The organism is Geobacter benzoatilyticus, from assembly GCF_017338855.1.
GTDB classification, from domain to species: Bacteria; Desulfobacterota; Desulfuromonadia; order Geobacterales; family Geobacteraceae; genus Geobacter; species Geobacter benzoatilyticus.
On record NZ_CP071382.1, the window covers coordinates 1,216,586 to 1,236,965 of the forward strand.

Annotated in this window: 16 protein-coding genes; 9 read left to right on the forward strand and 7 right to left on the reverse strand. The window is 59.5% G+C overall.

Features of this window, described 5'->3' with window-relative positions; all coding sequences use genetic code 11:
• Positions 1–2: 2 nt before the first annotated feature.
• Entirely contained in the window at positions 3–1,043 is a 1,041-nt protein-coding gene (gene mtnA, locus JZM60_RS05770) for an S-methyl-5-thioribose-1-phosphate isomerase (protein WP_207164556.1), read from the forward strand.
• Positions 1,040–4,240, forward strand: a complete 3,201-nt coding sequence (gene glnE, locus JZM60_RS05775) for a bifunctional [glutamate--ammonia ligase]-adenylyl-L-tyrosine phosphorylase/[glutamate--ammonia-ligase] adenylyltransferase (protein ID WP_207164557.1) — start codon at positions 1,040–1,042, stop codon at positions 4,238–4,240. Before mtnA ends, glnE begins: the two co-directional genes overlap by 4 nt.
• Here glnE and JZM60_RS05780 read toward each other — a convergent pair.
• Genes JZM60_RS05780 through rsmB form a run of 3 tightly spaced genes read right to left on the reverse strand, consistent with a single transcriptional unit; the run spans position 4,237 to position 7,249 of the window.
• The gene (locus JZM60_RS05780) at positions 4,237–5,190 is read right to left on the reverse strand and encodes a diguanylate cyclase (RefSeq protein WP_207164558.1); all 954 of its coding nucleotides are present in this window, start codon (positions 5,188–5,190) and stop codon (positions 4,237–4,239) included. The two genes, glnE and JZM60_RS05780, sit on opposite strands and share 4 nt — an antisense overlap.
• A 32-nt stretch (positions 5,191–5,222) precedes the next feature.
• Positions 5,223–5,888, reverse strand: coding sequence for a ribulose-phosphate 3-epimerase (gene rpe, locus JZM60_RS05785; protein ID WP_207164559.1), 666 nt, complete (start codon positions 5,886–5,888; stop codon positions 5,223–5,225).
• Positions 5,889–5,899: 11 nt separating this feature from the next.
• A complete protein-coding gene (rsmB, locus tag JZM60_RS05790) occupies positions 5,900–7,249 on the reverse strand; it encodes a 16S rRNA (cytosine(967)-C(5))-methyltransferase RsmB (RefSeq protein WP_207164560.1) in 1,350 nt (449 codons plus the stop codon).
• A 142-nt stretch (positions 7,250–7,391) separates the two neighbouring features.
• Between rsmB and cls the strand changes: the two genes are divergently transcribed.
• Positions 7,392–8,822: a cardiolipin synthase gene (gene cls / locus JZM60_RS05795; RefSeq protein ID WP_420907835.1), complete on the forward strand. Its 1,431-nt coding sequence runs from the start codon at positions 7,392–7,394 to the stop codon at positions 8,820–8,822.
• A 43-nt stretch (positions 8,823–8,865) separates the two neighbouring features.
• On the opposite strand, the gene JZM60_RS05800 is transcribed toward cls, so the two are convergent.
• Positions 8,866–9,636 (reverse strand): sugar phosphate isomerase/epimerase family protein, encoded by a 771-nt coding sequence (locus JZM60_RS05800; protein WP_207164562.1) that lies wholly within the window; start codon positions 9,634–9,636, stop codon positions 8,866–8,868.
• Complete coding sequence (locus JZM60_RS05805) at positions 9,629–10,684, reverse strand: potassium channel family protein (protein WP_207164563.1); 1,056 nt, start codon at positions 10,682–10,684, stop codon at positions 9,629–9,631. Before JZM60_RS05805 ends, JZM60_RS05800 begins: the two co-directional genes overlap by 8 nt.
• A 164-nt stretch (positions 10,685–10,848) precedes the next feature.
• Between JZM60_RS05805 and JZM60_RS05810 the strand changes: the two genes are divergently transcribed.
• From JZM60_RS05810 to cysS, 6 genes are all read left to right on the forward strand, one after another.
• Positions 10,849–11,556 (forward strand): GntR family transcriptional regulator, encoded by a 708-nt coding sequence (locus JZM60_RS05810; RefSeq protein WP_207164564.1) that lies wholly within the window; start codon positions 10,849–10,851, stop codon positions 11,554–11,556.
• A 106-nt stretch (positions 11,557–11,662) separates the two neighbouring features.
• Complete coding sequence (gene selA, locus JZM60_RS05815; RefSeq protein WP_207164565.1) at positions 11,663–13,051, forward strand: L-seryl-tRNA(Sec) selenium transferase; 1,389 nt, start codon at positions 11,663–11,665, stop codon at positions 13,049–13,051.
• 113 nt (positions 13,052–13,164) lie between these two features.
• Positions 13,165–13,863 carry a 2-C-methyl-D-erythritol 4-phosphate cytidylyltransferase gene (gene ispD / locus JZM60_RS05820; RefSeq protein WP_207164566.1) on the forward strand — a complete coding sequence of 233 codons (699 nt, stop codon included), beginning with the start codon at positions 13,165–13,167 and terminating at the stop codon, positions 13,861–13,863.
• A complete protein-coding gene (gene ispF, locus JZM60_RS05825) occupies positions 13,860–14,333 on the forward strand; it encodes a 2-C-methyl-D-erythritol 2,4-cyclodiphosphate synthase (protein ID WP_207164567.1) in 474 nt (157 codons plus the stop codon). Before ispD ends, ispF begins: the two co-directional genes overlap by 4 nt.
• Positions 14,334–14,369: 36 nt before the next feature.
• Positions 14,370–16,031 (forward strand): glutamine--tRNA ligase/YqeY domain fusion protein, encoded by a 1,662-nt coding sequence (locus JZM60_RS05830; RefSeq protein ID WP_207164568.1) that lies wholly within the window; start codon positions 14,370–14,372, stop codon positions 16,029–16,031.
• A gap of 16 nt (positions 16,032–16,047) precedes the next feature.
• Entirely contained in the window at positions 16,048–17,499 is a 1,452-nt protein-coding gene (cysS, locus tag JZM60_RS05835; RefSeq protein WP_207164569.1) for a cysteine--tRNA ligase, read from the forward strand.
• 91 nt (positions 17,500–17,590) lie between these two features.
• Here cysS and JZM60_RS05840 read toward each other — a convergent pair whose 3' ends face one another.
• Positions 17,591–17,782 (reverse strand): ribbon-helix-helix protein, CopG family, encoded by a 192-nt coding sequence (locus JZM60_RS05840; RefSeq protein ID WP_207164570.1) that lies wholly within the window; start codon positions 17,780–17,782, stop codon positions 17,591–17,593.
• A gap of 237 nt (positions 17,783–18,019) precedes the next feature.
• Positions 18,020–20,287, reverse strand: a complete 2,268-nt coding sequence (locus JZM60_RS05845; protein WP_207164571.1) for a sigma 54-interacting transcriptional regulator — start codon at positions 20,285–20,287, stop codon at positions 18,020–18,022.
• Positions 20,288–20,380 lie beyond the last annotated feature (93 nt).

The window sequence follows — 20,380 nt, forward strand, 5'->3', positions numbered from 1 at the left end:
TCATGTCCTTCAGAACCATAGAGTGGCGCGACGATAAGGTGGTGATGATCGACCAGACCCGGCTTCCGGGCGAGGAGGTCTACTGCGAGTACGGCGACTACAAGAGCGTGGCCGAGGCGATCCGGGGGATGATTATCCGCGGGGCCCCGGCCATCGGGGTGGCTGCTGCCATGGGGGTGGCACTGGGGGCCAGGGAGATCATCGCCGACACCCAGGAGTCGTTTCTGCGGCAGTTGGACAACGTCTGCGATGTCATGGCCCGCACCCGCCCCACGGCGGTGAACCTCTTCTGGGCCATCGAGCGGATGAAACGGGTGGCAGTTTGTAGTTGCGACAAATCCCTGGATGAGCTGCGCGAGATTCTGAAAGTCGAGGCAATCCGGATTGAACAGGAAGACCTGGCGATCTGCAAGGCCATCGGCCGCCACGGCGCGGCACTGATACCGGAAGGGGCCACGGTCCTTACCCACTGCAACGCCGGCGGCCTCGCCACGGCCGGCTACGGCACGGCCCTGGGGGTAATCCGGGCGGCCCACGAGGCCGGAAAGAACATCCAGGTCTTTGCCGATGAGACCCGTCCCTGGCTCCAGGGGGCGCGGCTCACGGCGTGGGAGCTCATGAAGGACGGCATTCCCGTTACCCTCATCTCCGACAACATGGCCGGCTTTTTCATGAATCGGGGCGAGATCACCTGCTGCGTGGTGGGAGCCGACCGGATCGCCGCCAACGGGGACACGGCCAACAAGATCGGCACCTACAGCGTGGCGGTCCTAGCCAGGGAAAACAACATACCTTTCTATGTGGCTGCCCCAATTTCCACCCTCGACCTGTCCCTGGAAAACGGCGAACAGATCCCCATCGAGGAGCGCCACTCCCGTGAGGTGACCCACCTCCAGGGGCTTCCCGTGGCGCCGGAAGGTATCGCCGTCCGCAATCCCGCCTTTGACGTGACCCCGGCCCGCTACATCGCCGGAATTATCACCGAAAAGGGGGTGGTTACCGGTGATTACTCCAAGAAGCTCAAAGACCTCGTGACGCCATGACCCACGCCGACTCCTTTGCCTGCCGCCTGGAGGATGCCATCGGCACCTCCCCCGATATCGACAACGATCAGGCCCTGGTGGAGCTGCTGGAGGAGCAGGGATTCGTCTATGCCGCCCGCTCCGCCACGAATCTCCGCCTGCTCCAGCACGTCTTTCCCGACAGCCTCGTAATCGATGTTGCCGTCGCCTCCCTTGCCGCGCCGCAGCCGGACATGGCCCTGAACGGCCTGGAGCGGGTGAGCGGCGTTGCGGATAGAGACGAAATTCTTGCCGTTTGCACGCGGAAGGAGTCCCTGCTCCAACTGCTCACAATCTGCGGTTCCTCCCCCTTCCTGGTTAACATCCTCAGCCGCGACCCCTCCTTCTTTCATCAAGTATTCGCGGCAAAAGGGATTGAGACCGGCCGGAGCGAGACCGGGATGCTGACCCAGCTCCGCTCCCTGGTGCCGAAGGAGACCGATTACACCATCCTCTTCCCGCTTCTGCGCCGGTTCAAGTTCATGGAGATCCTCCGGATTGCCGCCCGTGACCTGACCGGTGCCGCTACCCTGGAGGAGGTTACCGCAGAGCTGTCGGCCCTGGCTGCGGCAACGCTCCAGGTGGCCCACGACGTGGCCCGGCGCAAGCTTGTTGACGAACACGGCGCTCCCCTCATGGAGACACCCAACGGCCCCCGGGAGGCTGAATTCACCATCCTTGGGATGGGGAAATTCGGCGGACGGGAGCTGAATTTTTCTTCGGATATAGATCTTATCTACTTTTACTCGTCGGATCAGGGTGAAACGGCAGGAATACCCGACGGCCGAGGGGGGATGCAGGGGAAAATCCCGCTCCATGCCTTCTTCGTGAAGCTGGGGGAGATGATCAGCAAGGCGGTTTCCCAGGTGACGGCCGACGGTTTCGTTTTTCGGGTGGATATGGGTCTGCGGCCGGAGGGGAAGAGCGGGGACATGGCCTGTTCGTTTCACTCGGCGGTCACCTACTACGAATACTGGGGCCAGTCGTGGGAGCGGGCCGCCATGCTCAAGGCCCGTCCCGTGGCCGGCTCCATCGACTTGGGGAACAGGATTCTTGCTGCCATCGAGCCGTTTATCTACCGCAAGTACCTCGATTACAATCTGATCGAGGATATGATGTCCATGAAGAAAAAGATCGATGCATCCCTGGCCCGGCAGCAGGAGGGGGAGCTGAATATCAAGCTGGGGCGGGGGGGAATCCGCGAAATCGAATTCTTCATCCAGGCCCTGCAACTGGTTTATGCCGGCAAAAATCCTGCCCTGCGGGAGCGGAACTCCCTCAAGGCCCTGGAAACCCTTTGCGACGGGCGCATCATCGCCGAAGAGGACGCCGGGGCCCTGGCCGATGCCTACCGGTTTCTCCGCACCGTTGAGCACCGGATTCAGGTGGTCCAGGAGCGCCAGACCCACTCTCTTCCCAAAAAGGACGACGAGATGCTGGCCCTGGCCCGGCGCTGCGGTTATCTGCGCAAAGACGGACTGGAAAGATTCCGGGAAGTACTGGAGCATCACCGGGGGCGGATTTCCTCCATTTACGGCGGCCTGTTTCTGTCCCGGGATGAGAAGCTCAAGGAGGAGGTGCGGCCGGAGACTTATTTCTTCTTCGATCACAGCGCCGACCCCGACCTCATCAAGGATATGCTGGCCGAGCGGCGCTTCGAGAACGTGGATGCCGCCTACGCGAACCTGCTCCTCCTGCGCGACGGTCCCCCCCGCGCCCACCTGACCGAGCGGTCACGGCGGCTCCTGGAGCAGATCTCGCCCCTTCTCCTCCAGGAGATTTTCGCCTCCCCCGACCCGGACATGGCGCTCAATAATCTGGAGCGATTCCTCTGCGCCGTGGGCTCCCGCTCTTCCTTCTATGCGCTTCTGGCGGAGAACCGCGAGATTCTCAAGCTCCTGGTGACCCTCTTTGCCACCTCGGAGCTGCTGACGAAGATCTTCATAGGTCATCCGGAACTGCTGGACAGCCTTGTCTCCAGGACGGGCGCCTCATACCTCAAGCACCGAGAAGCTATGGAGGGTGAGCTGGAGGGAATGCTTGCCGCCGCGGAAGATTACGAGGAGCGCCTCGACATCCTGCGTCGCTACCGCAATGAAGAATTCCTCCGCATCGGACTGAATGACATCTACGGGAAGCTTGGCCAGTCGGAGCTGACCTATCAGTTGACCGGACTTGCCGAGGTCTGTCTCACCGCCGCCTGCCGCATGGCCAAGAAGGAGCTGGCCCGCTTCGGCAAACCCATGTACCTGGACAGCGACGGCGATCTCCGCCAGGCCCACTTTGCCGTGGTGGCCATGGGAAAGATGGGGGGCAACGAGCTGAACTACCACTCGGACCTGGACATCATCTATATCTACGATGAGCAGGGGGAAACCCACGGAGGGGATAAACAGATATCCAACCGGGAGTACTTCGCCAAGCTGGGGCAAAAGATTATTTCCATCCTCACCACCCCCACCAGGGAGGGGTACGTGTACAAGATTGACACCCGGCTCCGCCCTTCCGGGAACGCCGGCCCCCTGGTCACGTCCCTGGAATCGTTCCGGAACTACCACCGGGAGGAAGCCCAGATCTGGGAGCGCCAGGCCCTGACCAAGGCGCGGGTGGTGTTCGGCGACGAGCGGCTGCGGCGGCAGATTGAAGAGGTGATGAGGGAAACGGTCTACGGCTCCGGGGCCGAAGAACCGGTGCGCCAGGAGATCCACCGCCTGCGGACTCGCATGGAGGTTGAGCTGGCCAAGGAGACTGAGGGAAGCTACAACATCAAGACCGGCCGGGGGGGGATTGTGGACATCGAGTTCATGGTCCAGTACCTCCAGTTATGCCACGGCGTGAACCTCCCCGAGATACGGAGCACCAACACGCTTCTGGCCCTTAAGGCGATGCGGCATTGTGGCGTGCTTACCGGAGATGACTCCACGGCGCTCCAGGCGGGGTACAAGTTTCTCCGTCGCCTGGAGAACCGGCTCCGCCTCATTCATGACTATTCCATAAACGATCTGGGAGGGCCCCGGGAATATCTGGACAAGCTGGCGCGACGACTGGGCTATGATCCTAAATTGCGGCATCCCGGCGACTTTCTCATGCGGGAGTATGAGGAAATCACCGAAGCGGTACGGCGGATTTATGAGCGGATTATGGGGGGAAGTGAATCTGGCGAGGCGCAGCGCGGCTAGACTTCGGAATGCTCTGATTTTGCGGGGCTCACCCCGGCCATGAGCTCCACGCGGTTTCGGCCGCTTTGCTTCGCCCGGTAGAGGGCCTCGTCGGCCTGCCTGAAGAGCGAATCGATGCTCTCAATGCGTGGTGACGGGTACGTTGCTACACCGAGACTGATGGTTATGACCTGCCCCTGGAGGCTTCCGTCGAAGATGTGTTCCTGGACTTCAAGCCGCAGCCGCTCGGCGATAGGCAGGGCTTCATGGACGGGAGTTTCCGGCAGCAGCAGCACGAACTCTTCCCCTCCGTAGCGGGCCGCAAGGTCGTAGCTTCTGAGCCGCCGCCGGACGATGTCGGCAAGAATCGTTAGGACGCGGTCCCCTTCCTGGTGCCCGTAGGTATCATTGACTTTCTTGAAATAGTCTATGTCGAGGATGATGAGGGAAAGATGCGCCCCTTTGCGTGAAGCCCGCTGGAACTCCTTCTCCACCATCTCCATGAGGTGGCGGCGGTTATGGAGATGGGTGAGGGGGTCGGTGATGGAGAGGGTCCTCAGCATGTCGTTGGAGCGCTTCAGCTCATCCTGGAGCGATTTCACCTTGAGCTGGACACGGACCCTGGCCACCAGTTCGCCCGCATCGAAGGGCTTGGTAAGGTAATCGGAAGCCCCCTGCTCAAGACCCCTGATCTTTGTATCCCTGTCTTCGCGGCCAGTCAGGATGATGACCGGCACGTCCTGAAATTCTTCCCGCGCCCGCATCATGGCAAGAAAACGGAAACCGTCCATCCTCGGCATTTCCAGGTCGCAGAGAACCAGGTCCACCCGGTTGTTGAGAAGGACTTTGAATCCTTCGAGTCCGTCGCAGGCCTCCAGGTAGGAGTCAAATAGGGATGCCTCCTTCAAGATCTGGAGAATCTCCGCTCTCAAGGTTTCGGAATCGTCTATGACCAGGGCTGTCAATGTCATGTCAGTCGAATGATGTTGCGCATAGAGTGTATTTACAATATCGGCTCTTTTGCTCGGCGCTTTAACTCTTTTATGGTGGCTTCGTAATTATCGCTTCCGAAAACGGCGCTTCCGGCAACAAAGACGTCGGCTCCGGCGTGGGCGACCCGGTCGATGTTGTCGATCTTCACACCCCCATCCACTTCCAGTTCGGCATCGCATCCCCGCCGGTCGAGCATGGCCCGCAGGGCATGGATCTTCGGCAGGCAGGCTTCAATGAACGACTGGCCGCCGAATCCGGGGTTGACGGTCATGAGAAGGACGAGATCCAGTTCGTCGAGGACATACTCCAGGGCCGAGAGCGGAGTGGCCGGGTTGAGGGATACCCCCGCCTTTTTCCCCAAGGATTTGATGAGCTGGATGGTGCGGTGCAGATGGACCGACGCTTCGGCGTGGATGACGATTATGTCGGCGCCGGCCTTGGCGAAATCGGGGATGTAGCGGTCGGGGTTTTCAATCATGAGATGGACGTCGAGGGGGAGCGTAGTCACCTTCCGGACTGCATCCACAACCAGCGGCCCGATAGTGATGTTGGGGACAAAGTGTCCATCCATGACGTCAATATGTATATAGTCGGCTCCGGCGGCAGCCACAGCCCTGACCTCGTCGCCAAGCCGGGAAAAATCGGCGGAGAGGATGGACGGGGCAATCTTCTTCATTAAATCCTCCATTACAGGCATTTTCTCAGCCGGGCTGCGAAAAATCCGTCCATGCTGTGACGGTGGGGCCAACTCCGGAAAACTCCACGGCTGGTGAAAAGTCCCGCTGCATCGGGATACAAGGCATTTAAGTCTTCTAACACAAAACCCCCGTTTCTGGAAAGGAAATCATCGATTATGCCCTCGTTTTCGGCCTCCATGGTGGAGCAGGTGGAGTAGAGGATTACCCCGCCGGTCCGAAGTCGCGGGGCAAGGGCGTCGAGAATGTTCCGCTGGGTGGCGGCGAGCCTGGCCACATCCTCCGGAGTCTTCCACCACTTTCCTTCCGGGTTTCGCCGGATGACGCCAAGCCCTGAACAGGGGGCATCGAGCAGTATCCGGTCGAAGACGGATTCGTCGGGAATCACATCGGGTTTGGCGGCATCTGCGGCAATGGTGCGGATGATGCCGATGCCGAGCCGTGTTGCCGCCTCCGCCACCAGGCGGAGCTTCTTCGCCGAGATGTCGCAGGCCAGGACTTCCCCCTGGTTCTCCATGAGCTGGGCCAGGTAGGTGGCTTTGCCTCCGGGGGCGGCGCAGGCGTCGAGAATACTCTCGCCGGGCTTCGGATCGAGAAAAAGCGCCGCCAGTTGCGAAGATTCGTCTTGCACGGCGAATAGTCCCCCGGAAAAGCCGGGAAGAGCGGTGACGGCTGCCTTTGAGATGATGCGCACTCCGTGGGGCGCCCAGGAGGTGGGCTCCGCAGCGATTCCGGCGGCGGCAAACTCCGCCATGAGGGTCTCGCGGGTGGTTTTCAGGGTGTTGACTCTGATGGTCAGGGGGGCCTGCTCCGACATGGAGGCGGCAAGCTCTTCCGCTTCCGGGACGCCGAGCTGCTCGATCCACCGCTCCACGAGCCAGCGGGGATGGGAGTGGCGCGCTGCAATGTACGCGACGGGATCATTCTCCCGGTCGGGCCAGGAAAGAGATTGCCGCTCCCGGTCGGCCCGCCGGAGTATAGCGTTAACGAATCCCGCAGCCCTGGGAGCCGCAGCCTTGGCGAGATTTACCGATTCGTTCACTGCGGCCGAAACGGGGATTCGATCCAGGAAGAAGAGCTGGTAAAGACCGAGGCGGAGAATCACCAGAACGGCCCGTTCGAGCCTGGTGCTCCGGTTGGCGGCAAAGGCATCCACCAGGAAGTCGAGGGTCCCCTGGCGGCGGAGCACCCCGTAGACCAGCTCGGTGAGGAGGCCCCGGTCGGGCCCCGCAAGGGTTCCCCGGGAAAGCTCCCGGTCAAGAATGGGTTCGGCAAAGGCCCGGTCGCGTTCGACCCGCATGAGGATGTCGAGCGCCGTTTGGCGCGGATTGGCTCTGGTCACAAAAATTCCTTTTTACTGCTGCATGGTTGGTAAGTATAGTGGTTCTCGATGTAAAACTCAATAAATCGAACGGTTATTTGACTTGGCCTGGGGATAGGCTACCATCTTAAGGTGATTCAGGGGGCATCCGGGAGCTGATGTGATTGATGATTTTGCCGTTGTCATAGGGGTAGCTGCCCTTGTTGCGCTCTCGCTTCTTTCGGCAGGGCACTCCCTGGTGTTCAAGCGCGATCCCCGTTCCGCCCTGGGGTGGATCGTCATATGCCTCACGATTCCCCTCATGGGCCCCCTCTTCTACTGGAGCATGGGGGTCAACCGGATTTCCCGCCGGGCCCGCACCTGGCTGGAAAGCGGCCGACGCCTGTCGGACCCCGAACTCTTCAATTCCGAAATCGACCAAAGCACCGCCACGGCCCTTCCTCCCGGCGCCGAGTACCTGAGCGAACTCCGGCGGCTGTCCGATCGGGTCGTGAGCATCCCGCTGGTGACGGGAAACCGCATTGTCCCCCTGGAAAACGGCGAAGAGGCCTATCCCGCAATGATCGAGGCCATTGCCGGCGCCCGTCGGTCGGTTCATCTTTCCACCTATATCTTCGATTCCGACGATGCGGGGCGCCGATTCATGGGAGTACTGGCCGATGCCGTGGCGCGGGGAGTTGATGTGCGGGTTATCATCGATGGCCTCGGCGAGAAGTATTCCCTGCCGCGGGCACGGACCCTCATGGAGGGGACGGGGATTCAGGTCGCCCGTTTCCTGCCGTTGAGGCAGGGCGTCTACATGAATCTTCGCAATCACCGGAAGATGCTGATAATCGACGGCGAAAGGGCTTTTGCGGGGGGAATGAACATTGGCGACCGGCATCTCGTGGAGCGGCCGGTTCCGTCGGTGGTGAAAGATCTGCACTTTTCGGTGGAAGGGCCGGTGGTAGGCGAGCTTCAGCAGATTTTCCTCGAGGACTGGTACTTCGTGTCCGGGGAACTCCTTGACAGCAAGCACCACTTTCCCGTGGTCGCTCCTGCGGGACGCGCCATCGTCCGGGCCATTGGCGACGGTCCGGACAAGGAATTCCGCAAACTGTTCCTGATCCTCATGGGGGCTCTCTCCTGCGCAACCCGCAGCGTGCAGATCATGACCCCCTATTTCATCCCCGACCGTGCGCTGGTGGCAGCACTTGTCACTACGGCCCTGCGCGGCGTGGAAGTGACCCTGATTCTCCCCGGCAAGAATAATCTTCCCTTTGTGAACTGGGCTTCCCGTTCCTACCTCTGGGAGCTTCTCCAGCAGGGGATACGGGTTTTTTACCAGCCTCCTCCCTTCGTCCACACCAAGCTCTTCATCGTGGATGGCCTCTGGAGCCTCATCGGTTCCGCCAACCTTGATCCCCGCAGTCTGCGCCTCAACTTCGAGCTGAATCTGGAGGTCTACGACCGGGAATTTTCGGGCACCCTTGCGAAGCATGTGGCAGGGGTGCTGGGCCGGTCCCGTGAAGTAACCCTTGCGGAAATGGATAGCCGGCCCCTGCCGGAAAAGCTGAGGGACGGGGTGGCCAAGCTCTTCTCGCCCTACCTGTAGAGACTCGGCAGTCCCATGAAAAGGCCGCCTGCGCGGGCCGTGATCACTTGCTGTATTTCTCGATGGCAACCAGCGCCCGGTCGAGGGCGTCGCGGCAGTGGGCCTCGATGGTCCAGGCTGCGCCCGGGGCATAGCGGTCCATTAGTGAAAAGAAGAGTTCAAAGTCGATGTCTGCCTCGCCCAGCGGCAGGTGGTCGTCCCGCTTGCCGAAATTGTCGTGGATGTGGGTTTCGGCAATGAACTGCCCCAACTCGGCGAACCACTCCTCCATCCCCACCGTTTTGAACAGGTTCCAGTGCCCCACGTCGAAGCAGTGCCGCAGGCGGGGATGGTTGATTTCTTCAAGGAGCGCCTTCAGCGTCGAAGGCTCCTCCTCGAAGATGTTTTCCACCGCTATGGTGGTGCCGAGCGACTCCGTCCGCTCCAGCACCCGGCGCCAGGCGACGATGCTGTGGGCAAGCCACGTATCCTGATTTTCGCCGTAGCGCCACCGGTCGTATCCGGGATGGAACACGATGACGTCCGGTCGGAGGATCTCCGCTGCATTCAGCACCTGTTCGAAACGATGCATGGTCGCTTCCCGGATGAGTCGCTCCGCCGACCCCGGGTTCAGGTCGATGAACGGTGCATGGAAGGTGCAGCGAAGTTCCGCCTGCCGCAGATGTGCTGCAATTGCGTCGAGTTCTTCGGGGATGAGGGCGTCGAGGGTCTCGCCCGAGAAGAATATCTCCGGGTTGATGCGCCTTGAGGCAATGACCGGCAGGTTGGTCGCCAGCATCGGGTATGGAACGTGGGCATAGACGTGATTACTCATGATCGGGGTGCTCTTTTCGGTGATTTTTGATGATTGTGTCGGTGCTGGAGTTGCATGCTACCAGTTGTTCAAGTTTTGTGATGGCCACTGGTTCGCCCAGGACGATGAGGGTGTCGAGGGCCTCGATTTTAGTGTGGGGATTGGGGTTGAAGACCATCTTTCCCGTGGCCTTCTTGATCCCCACGATGATGACCCCGGTCTCTTTGCGGAAGCCGGCCGTTACCAGATTCTCGCCGATGAAAACCGATTTTCCGGGGACCAGTATCTCTTCCATTTGCAGATCAAGGTGCTCCCGGCCGGTGGCAATCTCGATGAAGTCCACCACGTTGGGGCGCAGTATCGCCTGGGCCATTCTGCTGCCGCCGATGATATAGGGAGAAACTACTTTGTTGGCTCCGGCCCGCTTGAGTTTCAGTTCAGACCCTTCCTCGCCGGAGCGGGCCAGAATGAAAAGCTCGGGATTGAGGCCCCTGGCCGTGAGTGTTATGTAGACATTTTCCATGTCTGAGGTGACCACCGAGATCAATCCCTTCGCCCGCTTGATTCCTGCCCGCAGCAGCGTTTCGTCTTCGGCGGCATCGCCACGGATGTGCAGATACTCTTCCTGGTGCAGCTTCTCGTGCACTTCCGGATGTTTCTCGATCACCAGAAATGGTATCGGCTTGGCCGCGAATTCCCTGCATATGAGGGCGCCGATCCTGCCAAAACCACAGATGATATAGTGGTCCTGCAGGGCTTCAATCTTTCGTTCCACCTTCTTCCTCCCGATGATCCGCTGTATCTGCCCCTCGAACATGATCTGGGCGAGGCTTCCCACGATGTAGCCCAGAACGCTTACCCCGAAAATAATCAGGCATATTGTGAAGATTTTTCCGGCATCACCCAGATCGTGAATCTCTTTGAACCCCACCGTGCCGAGGGTTATGACCGTCATGTAGAGGGCGTCCAGAAACACCCACCCCTCGATGGACATATAGCCGACGGTCCCGATGGAGACAAGGAGCAGCAGAATGGCGACAGAAATTTTCAGGTGACGAACGGGGTCCATGGCCTCTCTTTCTCTCCACAAAATACTATCCGAGCCGTCCTTTTGGCAAGAGCGTAACTGAGCCCCGAACCATAAGTTTCTTTTTTTTAGGACAAGCCAACTCCCGCTTGACAATCTATGTATACTGTATACAATAAGCTAGTCCCTTTGGGTGGAGATATTTAATGAGAAAATCGTTGGAAAAACACCTGACTCTCAGGGAAAAGATACTCGAAACCATTCGCGACGCCATAATGACCGGCGCACTCAAGGCTGGGGAAAAAGTTGCCGAGCCCGACCTGGCGGAGCGTTTCGGTATCAGCCGCACACCGATTCGCGAGGCATTCCGGCAGCTTGAATCGGAAGGATATCTCACCGTCATTCCCCGCAAGGGAGCCGTGGTCACCTCTTTTTCCCCCAGGGATGTGGAAGAGTTCTACGCCATCAAGAGTATCCTGGAAGGGTATGCAGCCCGCCGGGCCTGTGAAAAACTGAGCGACAAGGACATCGAACGCCTTCGCAGCATCAATGACCGGCTCCGTCACCTGGCAGAAATCGGCGATATAAAAAACTTCTTTCGGATTCACAGCGACTTTCACGACATCTTCATCAAGGCAGCCGACAACGAAAAGCTCTACGAACTGGTTTCAAATCTCGTGCGCAGGTTTCAGCGCATGCGCTACGCTTCCCTCAGCTTCCCCGGCAGGATGAAAATATCGGTGCAGGAGCATGACAGAATCATCGATGCATTCCTGAAACGTGACGCCAACAAGGCCGAGACCCTGGTGCGGAAAAACGCCGAGTTCGGCGGCAAGGTTCTCATGCAGGACGGTGAAGGATTGCCCCTCCTTAAACCGGCGGAGCGGGCGGCGGCCCTTCACCTCGACCTCTAAATCTCACCTTCCACTCCCTCCTGGCAGCCTTGACAGGCCTGCATCAATCTGTTACTGAAGGTTTCTTGCTCCAAACCGCCTACTTTCCCAGGCAAAGGACACTTTCGTGACGCTTCTGGCAAGCATTCCCAAAGTTGACAGGATTCTCGAACGGGATGGAATCAAGGCCCTCCTGGGCCTTCATCCCCGCCCGATCGTACTCGATGCCATCAGGGCCGTTCTCGACAGCCTGCGAGCCTCTGCCCGTGCCGGTACGCTTCAGGAGGAGCAGCTCCACGAAGGTGCAGTGACTGCCGGAATCGAGCGGGAAGTCGCCCGTGCAACCGCCTGCAGTCTCAGGCGAGTGGTCAACGGCACCGGCGTTGTGATTCACACGAATCTGGGGCGCTCACTGCTGTCGAAACGGGTGAAACCGCTCCTTGACGAGATTGCCTACGGGTATTCAAACCTGGAATTCGACCTGGAGAAGGGTGAACGGGGGAGCCGGTACAGCCATGTGGAGCGGCTTCTCTGTGAGTTGACCGGCGCCGAGGCCGCCCTGGTGGTTAACAACAACGCCGCTGCGGTGCTCCTTGCCCTGTCGGCCATGGCTGCCGGTAAGGAAGTCGTTGTTTCCCGGGGAGAGTTGGTGGAAATCGGCGGTTCCTTCCGCATCCCCGATGTTATGGGCCAGGGTGGCGCCATCCTCCGCGAGGTGGGGACCACCAACCGGACCCACCCCCGCGATTACCGTCAGGCAATTACGCCGGAAACGGCTCTTCTCCTCAAGGTTCATTCCAGCAACTTTGCCGTTGTGGGTTTCACCGCCGAAGTAACCGCCGCCGACCTTGTGGCCATCGGCCGAGAGCATTCCGTTCCGGTCATGGCCGACATCGGCAGCGGCTGCCTCCTTGACCTCTCTCCTTTCGGTATCTGCGGCGAGCCGACGGTTCAGGAATTCATCCGGGCCGGTGTCGATGTCATCACATTCAGCGGCGACAAGCTCCTCGGCGGCCCCCAGGCGGGGATCATAGTCGGCCGCAGGGAATTCATCGCCCCCCTGAAGAAACACCAGCTGCTGCGGGCGTTGCGGATTGACAAGCTGACCCTGGCGGCCCTGGAGGGAACGCTTCGCCTTTACCGGGACGAGCGGCAGGCCCTGGCGGAAATACCGACTCTGCGGATGCTCACCGCGTCGGCCGGCGAGCTGGAGTCCCGTGCTCGAAGCATCGCCCGGCGAATCCGCCGCGCATCTTCCCCGTCTGTCCGGCTCACTCTCGCCGGCGGCATTTCCCAAGTGGGGGGGGGAGCCTACCCTCTTCTTGAACTCCCAACCACCCTCATCGCAGTGGAAATTGATGGGATTACGCCCCAGGATATGGAAGTCCGCCTCCGGGGGGGGGGGGGTCCGGTCGCCGGCCGCATTCACAAGGGGCGTTTCCTCCTTGACGTGCGCACCCTCCAGGATGACGATATCCCGTTCATTGCCGCTGCCCTCCGTAGCCTGACCGACTGAGTTTCCTTGCCGTACCGGGGTGACTTTTGTCTGGCCTTTTGCCTATCCTTTTGTATAATCGGTTAATTCCGGCCGGTTGCCCCGTGGGCGCCGGCTAGTCGCGAGGTTGACACATGGCTGTTTTCGCCCTGATTCCGGCGGCCGGCATGGGCAAGCGGATGGGGGCCTCCATCAACAAACAGTATCTGCTCCTTGACGGGGTGCCGATCCTTGCCCGAACGCTGGAAGTTTTCCAGCGTTCTCCCCTGGTGGGCGGTATCTTCGTGGTGATTCCCCAGGACGAGATTCCCTTCTGCCGCGAGCAGGTGGTGGAGCAGTATGGCCTTTCGAAGGTGCGGAGCATTGTTCCGGGCGGGGCCGAGCGGCAGCAGTCGGTCCTGAACGGCCTGCGGGCCATGGAAGGGGTGGCGGCGGATGATGACGTCGTTCTGATCCACGACGGGGTCCGCCCCTTTGTCTCGGAAGATATCCTGAGCCGGGCAACCGCCGCGGCCCGGGAAAACGACGGAGCGCTGGTGGCGGTTCCGGCCAAGGACACGGTCAAGGTGGTGGAAAACGGCGTGATAACGGCAACTCCCCCCCGGGAGACCCTCTGGCTGGCCCAGACTCCCCAGGCTTTCCGCTACTGCGTAATCCGGGCTGCCCACGAAATTGCCGATGCCGAGCGGTTTCTCGGTACCGATGACTCAATGCTCCTGGAGCGGCTGGGCCGTCCGGTTCGGATTGTAGTGGGGGACTACCGCAACGCCAAGATCACGACGCCGGAGGATATGGTCCTGGCCGAAGCGTTCTTAAAGGAGAAGCAGCAATGAGAATTGGTCACGGTTACGATGTCCATTGCCTCGTGGAGGGAAGGAAGCTGATCCTGGGGGGGGTGGATGTCCCTTATGAAAAGGGGCTCCTGGGGCATTCGGATGCCGACGTGCTTCTGCACGCCATCGCAGATGCCATCCTCGGCGCATTGGCGCTGGGGGACATCGGCAAGCATTTCCCCGATACGGATCCCCAGTACAAGGGGGCCGACAGCCGCAAACTTCTGCGCCACGTGCTCGCCCTGGCCGAGCAGAAGGGGTACCTCCTTGGCAATGTGGATGCCACCATCGTAGCCCAGCGTCCCAAGCTGGCTCCCTTTATTGCTGAAATGCGGGCCAACATTGCCAAGGATCTGGATGCGGAGCCGGACCGCGTGAACGTCAAGGCCACCACAACGGAGCAACTGGGCTTTGCCGGCCGTGGCGAAGGGATTGCCGCCTACGCGGTGGTGCTCATGGAACGCAAATAGTGCCCCCTTGAAATAACGTCCAAAAGGATTACGTTCATGTCTACCGAAACGACTCAAGCTGCAAACTTCCTCCGCACCATCGTTCAGGAGGATCTGAAGAGCGGCAAGCACGAAACCATCGTCACCCGCTTTCCCCCGGAGCCCAACGGCTACCTCCACATCGGGCATGCAAAGTCCATCTGTCTGAACTTCGGGCTGGCCAAAGAGTTTGGCGGCCGTTGCCATCTGCGCTTCGACGACACGAACCCGGTTAAGGAAGACACGGAGTACATCGAGTCGATCAAGGAAAGTGTCCGCTGGCTCGGGTTTTCCTGGGGGTCCCACCTCTACTACGCTTCGGAGTATTTCGAGCAGCTCTACCAGTGGGCCGAGTATCTGATCCAGCAGGGGAAGGCCTACGTGGACGACCTGGCGGCCGACGAGATTCGCGCCTATCGCGGCACCCTGACCGAGCCGGGGAAAGAGAGCCCCTGGCGAAATCGTTCCGTGGAGGAGAATCTGGACCTTTTCCGCCGGATGCGGGCCGGAGAATTTCCCGACGGCGCGAAGGTGCTCCGGGCGAAGATCGACATGGCTTCACCCAACATGAATTTCCGTGATCCGGTCATGTACCGGATTCTCCATGCCACCCACCCCCATGTGGGGGATGCCTGGCGCATCTATCCCATGTATGATTACGCCCATGGCCAGTCGGATGCCATCGAGGGAATCACCCATTCCATCTGCACCCTTGAGTTTGAGGGTCACAGGCCCCTTTACGAGTGGTTCCTGGACAACCTGCCGGTGCCGCACCGGCCAAGGCAGTACGAATTTGCGCGGCTGAACCTCACCTATGCGGTCATGAGCAAGCGCAAGCTCCTGCAACTGGTGAAGGATGGCGATGTCTCCGGATGGGACGACCCGCGCATGCCGACCATAATGGGAATCCGCCGGCGGGGATACACCCCCGAGGCGGTTCGGAGCTTCTGCGAAACCATAGGCGTGGGACGCAGCGACAGCTGGATCGATATGAGCATCCTGGAGGAGAGCGTCCGTCAGGACCTTAACGAGCGGGCTCCCCGGGTTATGGCGGTGCTGAGACCCCTGCGGCTCGTCATCGAGAATTACCCCGATGGGGTGGCCGAGGAGCTTACCATCCCGTACCATCCCCAGAAACCGGAGCTGGGGAGCCGCTCCGTCCCATTCTGCGGTGAGCTTTTCATCGAGCGGGACGACTTTGCGGAAATGCCCCCCAAGGGATTCAAGCGCATGTCTCCCGGCGAGGAGATCCGGCTGCGGGGAGCCTATATCCTGAAGTGCACCGGCGTGGAGAAGGATGCCGACGGCACCGTCACCGCAGTCCGCTGTACCTACGACCCGGAGACCCGCAGCGGCCTCCCCGGCTCCGACCGGAAGGTGAAGGGGGTCATCCACTGGGTGTCGGCCCGCCACGCCGTGACGGCAGAGGTGCGCCTCTACGACCGGCTCTTCACCGACCCGAACCCCTCCGGCGACGACTGGAAGGAACTCCTAAACCCTGCGTCCATGGAGATTCTGGCCGACTGCCGGCTGGAGCCGTCCCTTGCGGCGGCCCGGGCCGAAGACCGGTTCCAGTTCGAGCGCCAGGGGTATTTCTGCGTTGACCTGAAGGACTCAACCGAGGGGGCGCCGGTTTTCAACCGGACGGTGACCCTGCGGGATTCGTGGACCAAGAAATAAATTCAAGAGGTAGTGCATGACATTGCGCGTCTACAATACGCTTTCCGGAACCAAGGAAGAATTCAAACCCCTCGTGCCGGGGAAGGTCTCCATGTATGTCTGCGGGGTAACGGTCTACGACCATTGCCACATCGGCCACGCCCGGGCCAACGTGGTCTTCGACATGATCTACCGCTACCTGCGCCACGCGGGGTATGACGTCACCTACGTCCGCAACTACACCGACGTGGACGACAAGATCATCAACCGGGCCAATCAGGAGGGGGTCCCCTACAACGTCATCTCGGAGCGGTTCATAGCCGAGTTCGATCGGGACATGGCGGCCCTGGGGCTTGACCTCCCCTCCCACCAGCCCAAGGCAACGGAGCACATCGCCGAGATGATCGATGTTATCAGCCGTCTCGTTGATAAAGGTTATGCCTATGCGGCGGACGGCGACGTTTATTTCTGTGTGGAGAAGTTCGATCCCTACCTGAAACTCTCCAAGCGGAACCTGGACGAAATGCAGGCCGGCGCCCGGATCGAGGTGGGGGAGAAGAAGCGCCACCCCATGGATTTCGCCCTTTGGAAGGGGTCGAAGCCGGGGGAGCCCTTCTGGAAATCCCCCTGGGGAGAGGGACGGCCGGGGTGGCACATCGAATGCTCGGCCATGAGCATGAAATACCTGGGGGAAACCTTTGATATCCATGGCGGCGGCAAGGACCTCGTCTTCCCCCACCACGAGAACGAAATTGCCCAGTCCGAGGCGGCCAACGGTAAGCCCTTCGCCAACTACTGGATCCACAACGGCTTCGTGAACATCAACTCCGAGAAGATGAGCAAGTCCCTGGGGAATTTTTTCACCATCAAAGAGGTGCTGGAGAAGTACGATGCCGAGGTGCTCCGCTTCTTCCTCCTCTCGGCCCATTACCGCTCCCCCATCGACTTCTCGGACCAGAACCTGCGGGAGGCCGAAGCTGGTCTTGAGCGGATTTACGCCGCCCTTGCGGGTATCGACGAGGCAGCGGCAAAGGGTGAGGAGAATGCGGAAGGGGAGGCTGACGAGGAACTGGCCGGGAAAACGGCCACCATTGCCGACCGGTTCCGTGAAGCCATGGATGATGACTTCAATACGGCACAGGCCCTGGGATTCGTTTTTGATCTGGTGCGTTCGGCAAACCGGGTGTTGGCGGAAGGCAGAGGTGAAAATCGTGAGCTTCTGATTGATGCCGGCAGCAGGATCAGGGAGGTGGGGGTGGTACTCGGCCTCTTCATGTCCGAGCCCAATGCTTTTGCGGAGCGGCTCAAAAACCGCAAGGCGGCGGAGCTTCCCATTGCCGCCGAGGAGATTGAGCGGCTTATCGCAGAACGGCTTGCAGCCCGCGCGGCCCGTGACTTCCGGCGTGCCGACGAAATCCGCGATAACCTTGCTGCCCAAGGGATTATGCTACTTGATTCCCCCCAGGGCACAACCTGGAAGGTGAAGTAATCCGCGGTTGGCACAGGGTGATTAGCCGCTGTGCCAACCGCGGCACACTTGTTCGGATGTAAAAAAAGGGTCGCATTACGCGACCCTTTTTTTAAGCTGCCCGCTTCTGGGCAGGCTGATCTTTTGCTTCCATGTTAAGAGCCAGGACCGCCATCGCCTCACGCATGATGTCGGAAACGCTCTTGTGGGTAGCATCCATGATCTGCTGGAGCTGGTCACGCTCTTCGTCGCTGATTCTCATGGATATAACATTGTAACGCGGATTCTCTCTCATCTTTCCCATAGCTTTCTATCCTCCGTTTTATGATGTGCTAGGTAACGTTTGATCGTTCTTGCACAACACTATTGCCATATACATGCCAAAGTGAGAGGAAAAATAAAAGAGCTGCAATGCTCCGGAATTATTGCAAATTATAACATTGGTTTATTTTAATCAAATTTTCCGTATACGCTATTGTGCCACGGTTGGCACACTGTCGGTCAAAAGTGCACACTTTGTTTACGCTATGCCATCAGGGTCTTAGCGTGGGTCTCGCTCGCGGAGTCTATACTTGTCGATTAGGCGATAAAAGGTGCGCCGGGGGATATTGGCAAGCTTAGCTGCCCGCGTGACATTACCGTTTGCCTCCTCAAGATATCGCTGGATAAGTTTTTTCTCCAGCTTGACGACGTGCTGTTCGCGCTCGGCCCGAAATGACGTGCGGACGTCGAGGCTCATGGTTGAGTTCTCTTCCAGTTTTTCGGAAAGGGCCAGCGGAAAGTTCTCGACCCGGATTACGCCGTCGTGGGTAAGGACGGCTGCTCGCTCGATGACGTTCTGCATTTCCCTGATATTGCCAGGCCACGGATACGTCGTGAGGGCTTTGACGGCACGTTCCTCAATGCCGACCATCCGCTTGTTCAGCTTGGTGCTCGCTTTGTCCATGAAGTGGTGGACAAGGATGGGGATTGATTCGACACGGCTTCTGAGCGGCGGCATGGTTATGGTGAAAACATTGAGGCGGTAATAGAGGTCCTCCCGGAACCAACCCTCCCGTACCCCCTGCTCCAGGTTTTTGTTGGTGGCGGCAATGAGGCGCACATCAACTTTTTTGGCCGTTGTACCGCCAACGGGCCTCACCTCCCCCATATCGAGAACCCGCAGCAGTTCGGCCTGAAGTTTGGGGGTAATGTCGCCAATTTCGTCCAGAAAGATGGTGCCCCCGTCGGCCGCTTCGAAGAGCCCTTTTTTATCGGTAACAGCACCGGTGAATGAACCTCTCTTGTGCCCGAAGAGTTCGCTTTCCAGGAGCGAATCGGTAATGGTGGTGCAGTTGACGGTTACCAGCGGCTTGTCGTTGCGCTTGCTGTAGCGATGGATCGCCCGGGCCGTGAGTTCTTTGCCCGTTCCCGACTCTCCCCGGATGAGAACCGTGGTGGGGGTGGGGCCAACCTGCTTGATCAGGCCGAGTACTTCCAGGGTCTTGCGGTCGTTGCCGACAATAAATTCGTCGCCATATTCCCGTTCCAGTTCCCGGCGCGCCAATTCATATTTCTGGATGAGCCGTCCCCGGTCCTCCTCCAGCCGCTGGAGGGTGAAGGGGAGGCACATCTCGATTTCCGCGAGTCCCTGGAATACCGCAACTGCATATTCGCGGCAGGAGCGGTAGCCGCAGGCGCGGCAGTTCAGCTCGTCCTTCACAGTGAACTTGTTGGTTGCATTGAGAATTTTTCGAACTTCGTTCGCCTTGGGGGTTTCCAGCTTGGCATACTTGCTGGTGAAGCTTCGCCCGAAGGGGATGCCGGTGAGGGGCGGCGCCGAATCTGAAACGGTCCGGCAGGGAACTTCCTGCTTGTAATGGGAAATCACCCGGTTGCGACGATAAAATTCCGTAAGGGCGTGGTTTCTGCCGGGGCCCCCGATGCAGCCGTCGTAGCAGAACCGCAGGTCGGCAATATGGGGAGAAATGCGCCCGGCGGCAAGATCGTTGATGAATCCCATGACGTTTACTTCGCCGCATGCGGTAAATGCTTCGGTATCCAGGGGGTCGAAGTCGATGCCGAACGCGCGGAAAGTTCCGTCTGCAAGTGGAAAAAGCCTGCCGGCGGAGGGGCGCATGCCGTCAAGCGGTTCGTCTTCCAGGGCAGACAGCGTAATCTGCCGGCTCCGGAATATTCCCGCCAATTCCTTGTAGGTGAGTACGATATCGATGGAACCGCGGGTCTCTTCCATCTGTGTTTCGAATTTTGCGGCGATGCAGGAGCTGATATAGATGACTCGTACATGGTGGCCGAGGGTTCCTTTTAGATAGCGTCCCATTGCCACCATTGGCGAAACCACCGGCACAAGGCTTCCGATAAGCTTCGGGTAATGGCGTTCGATTAGATCGACAATGGCGGGGCAGTGGGAGGTTATGTGGGGCCGGTCTTTTTTTGCAGTTGCCCTGGCATAGTCGTCGGCAACAAGTTCGGCACCGTATGCCCCTTCATGAACCTGGGCGAAGCCGATTTTCTTCAGCCCCGACACCAGCTGGCCGGGGGTGACATTATGGAAGAATGAGGGGAAGGACGAACCAAGGACGGCGACGACTTCTTCTCCGGAGGAAAGGAGCTTCTCGGTAACTCCCACCTTGTCGGTAACCATCTTGGCCTGCTGGGGACAGTTATTGAGGCAGTTCCCGCATCCGATGCAGCGGTCGAAGATGATTTCGGTGTAGCTCTTGTCCACTTTAATCGCTTTGACCGGACAGCTCCGGACGCAGCAATAACACTTTCGGCACTTTTCTTTTACGGTGACGATAGGCTCCATGTTTTCCCCGTTTCAAGCACTCTCGGCCGGATAGACCGGACAGCGCATCTTATAGCAATGCAATCCTCTGTGCAACGTATGGCACTTGGCTGA

Coding starts and splice junctions, on each gene's coding strand:
- ispD (WP_207164566.1), top strand. CDS start 13,165: ATGGCTGTTTTCGCCCTGATTCCGGCGGCCGGCATGGGCAAGCGGATG.
- JZM60_RS05780 (WP_207164558.1), bottom strand. CDS start 5,190: ATGACATTGACAGCCCTGGTCATAGACGATTCCGAAACCTTGAGAGCG.
- JZM60_RS05810 (WP_207164564.1), top strand. CDS start 10,849: ATGAGAAAATCGTTGGAAAAACACCTGACTCTCAGGGAAAAGATACTC.
- JZM60_RS05845 (WP_207164571.1), bottom strand. CDS start 20,287: ATGGAGCCTATCGTCACCGTAAAAGAAAAGTGCCGAAAGTGTTATTGC.
- JZM60_RS05800 (WP_207164562.1), bottom strand. CDS start 9,636: ATGAGTAATCACGTCTATGCCCACGTTCCATACCCGATGCTGGCGACC.
- ispF (WP_207164567.1), top strand. CDS start 13,860: ATGAGAATTGGTCACGGTTACGATGTCCATTGCCTCGTGGAGGGAAGG.
- glnE (WP_207164557.1), top strand. CDS start 1,040: ATGACCCACGCCGACTCCTTTGCCTGCCGCCTGGAGGATGCCATCGGC.
- JZM60_RS05805 (WP_207164563.1), bottom strand. CDS start 10,684: ATGGACCCCGTTCGTCACCTGAAAATTTCTGTCGCCATTCTGCTGCTC.
- rpe (WP_207164559.1), bottom strand. CDS start 5,888: ATGAAGAAGATTGCCCCGTCCATCCTCTCCGCCGATTTTTCCCGGCTT.
- JZM60_RS05840 (WP_207164570.1), bottom strand. CDS start 17,782: ATGGGAAAGATGAGAGAGAATCCGCGTTACAATGTTATATCCATGAGA.
- mtnA (WP_207164556.1), top strand. CDS start 3: ATGTCCTTCAGAACCATAGAGTGGCGCGACGATAAGGTGGTGATGATC.
- JZM60_RS05830 (WP_207164568.1), top strand. CDS start 14,370: ATGTCTACCGAAACGACTCAAGCTGCAAACTTCCTCCGCACCATCGTT.
- cysS (WP_207164569.1), top strand. CDS start 16,048: ATGACATTGCGCGTCTACAATACGCTTTCCGGAACCAAGGAAGAATTC.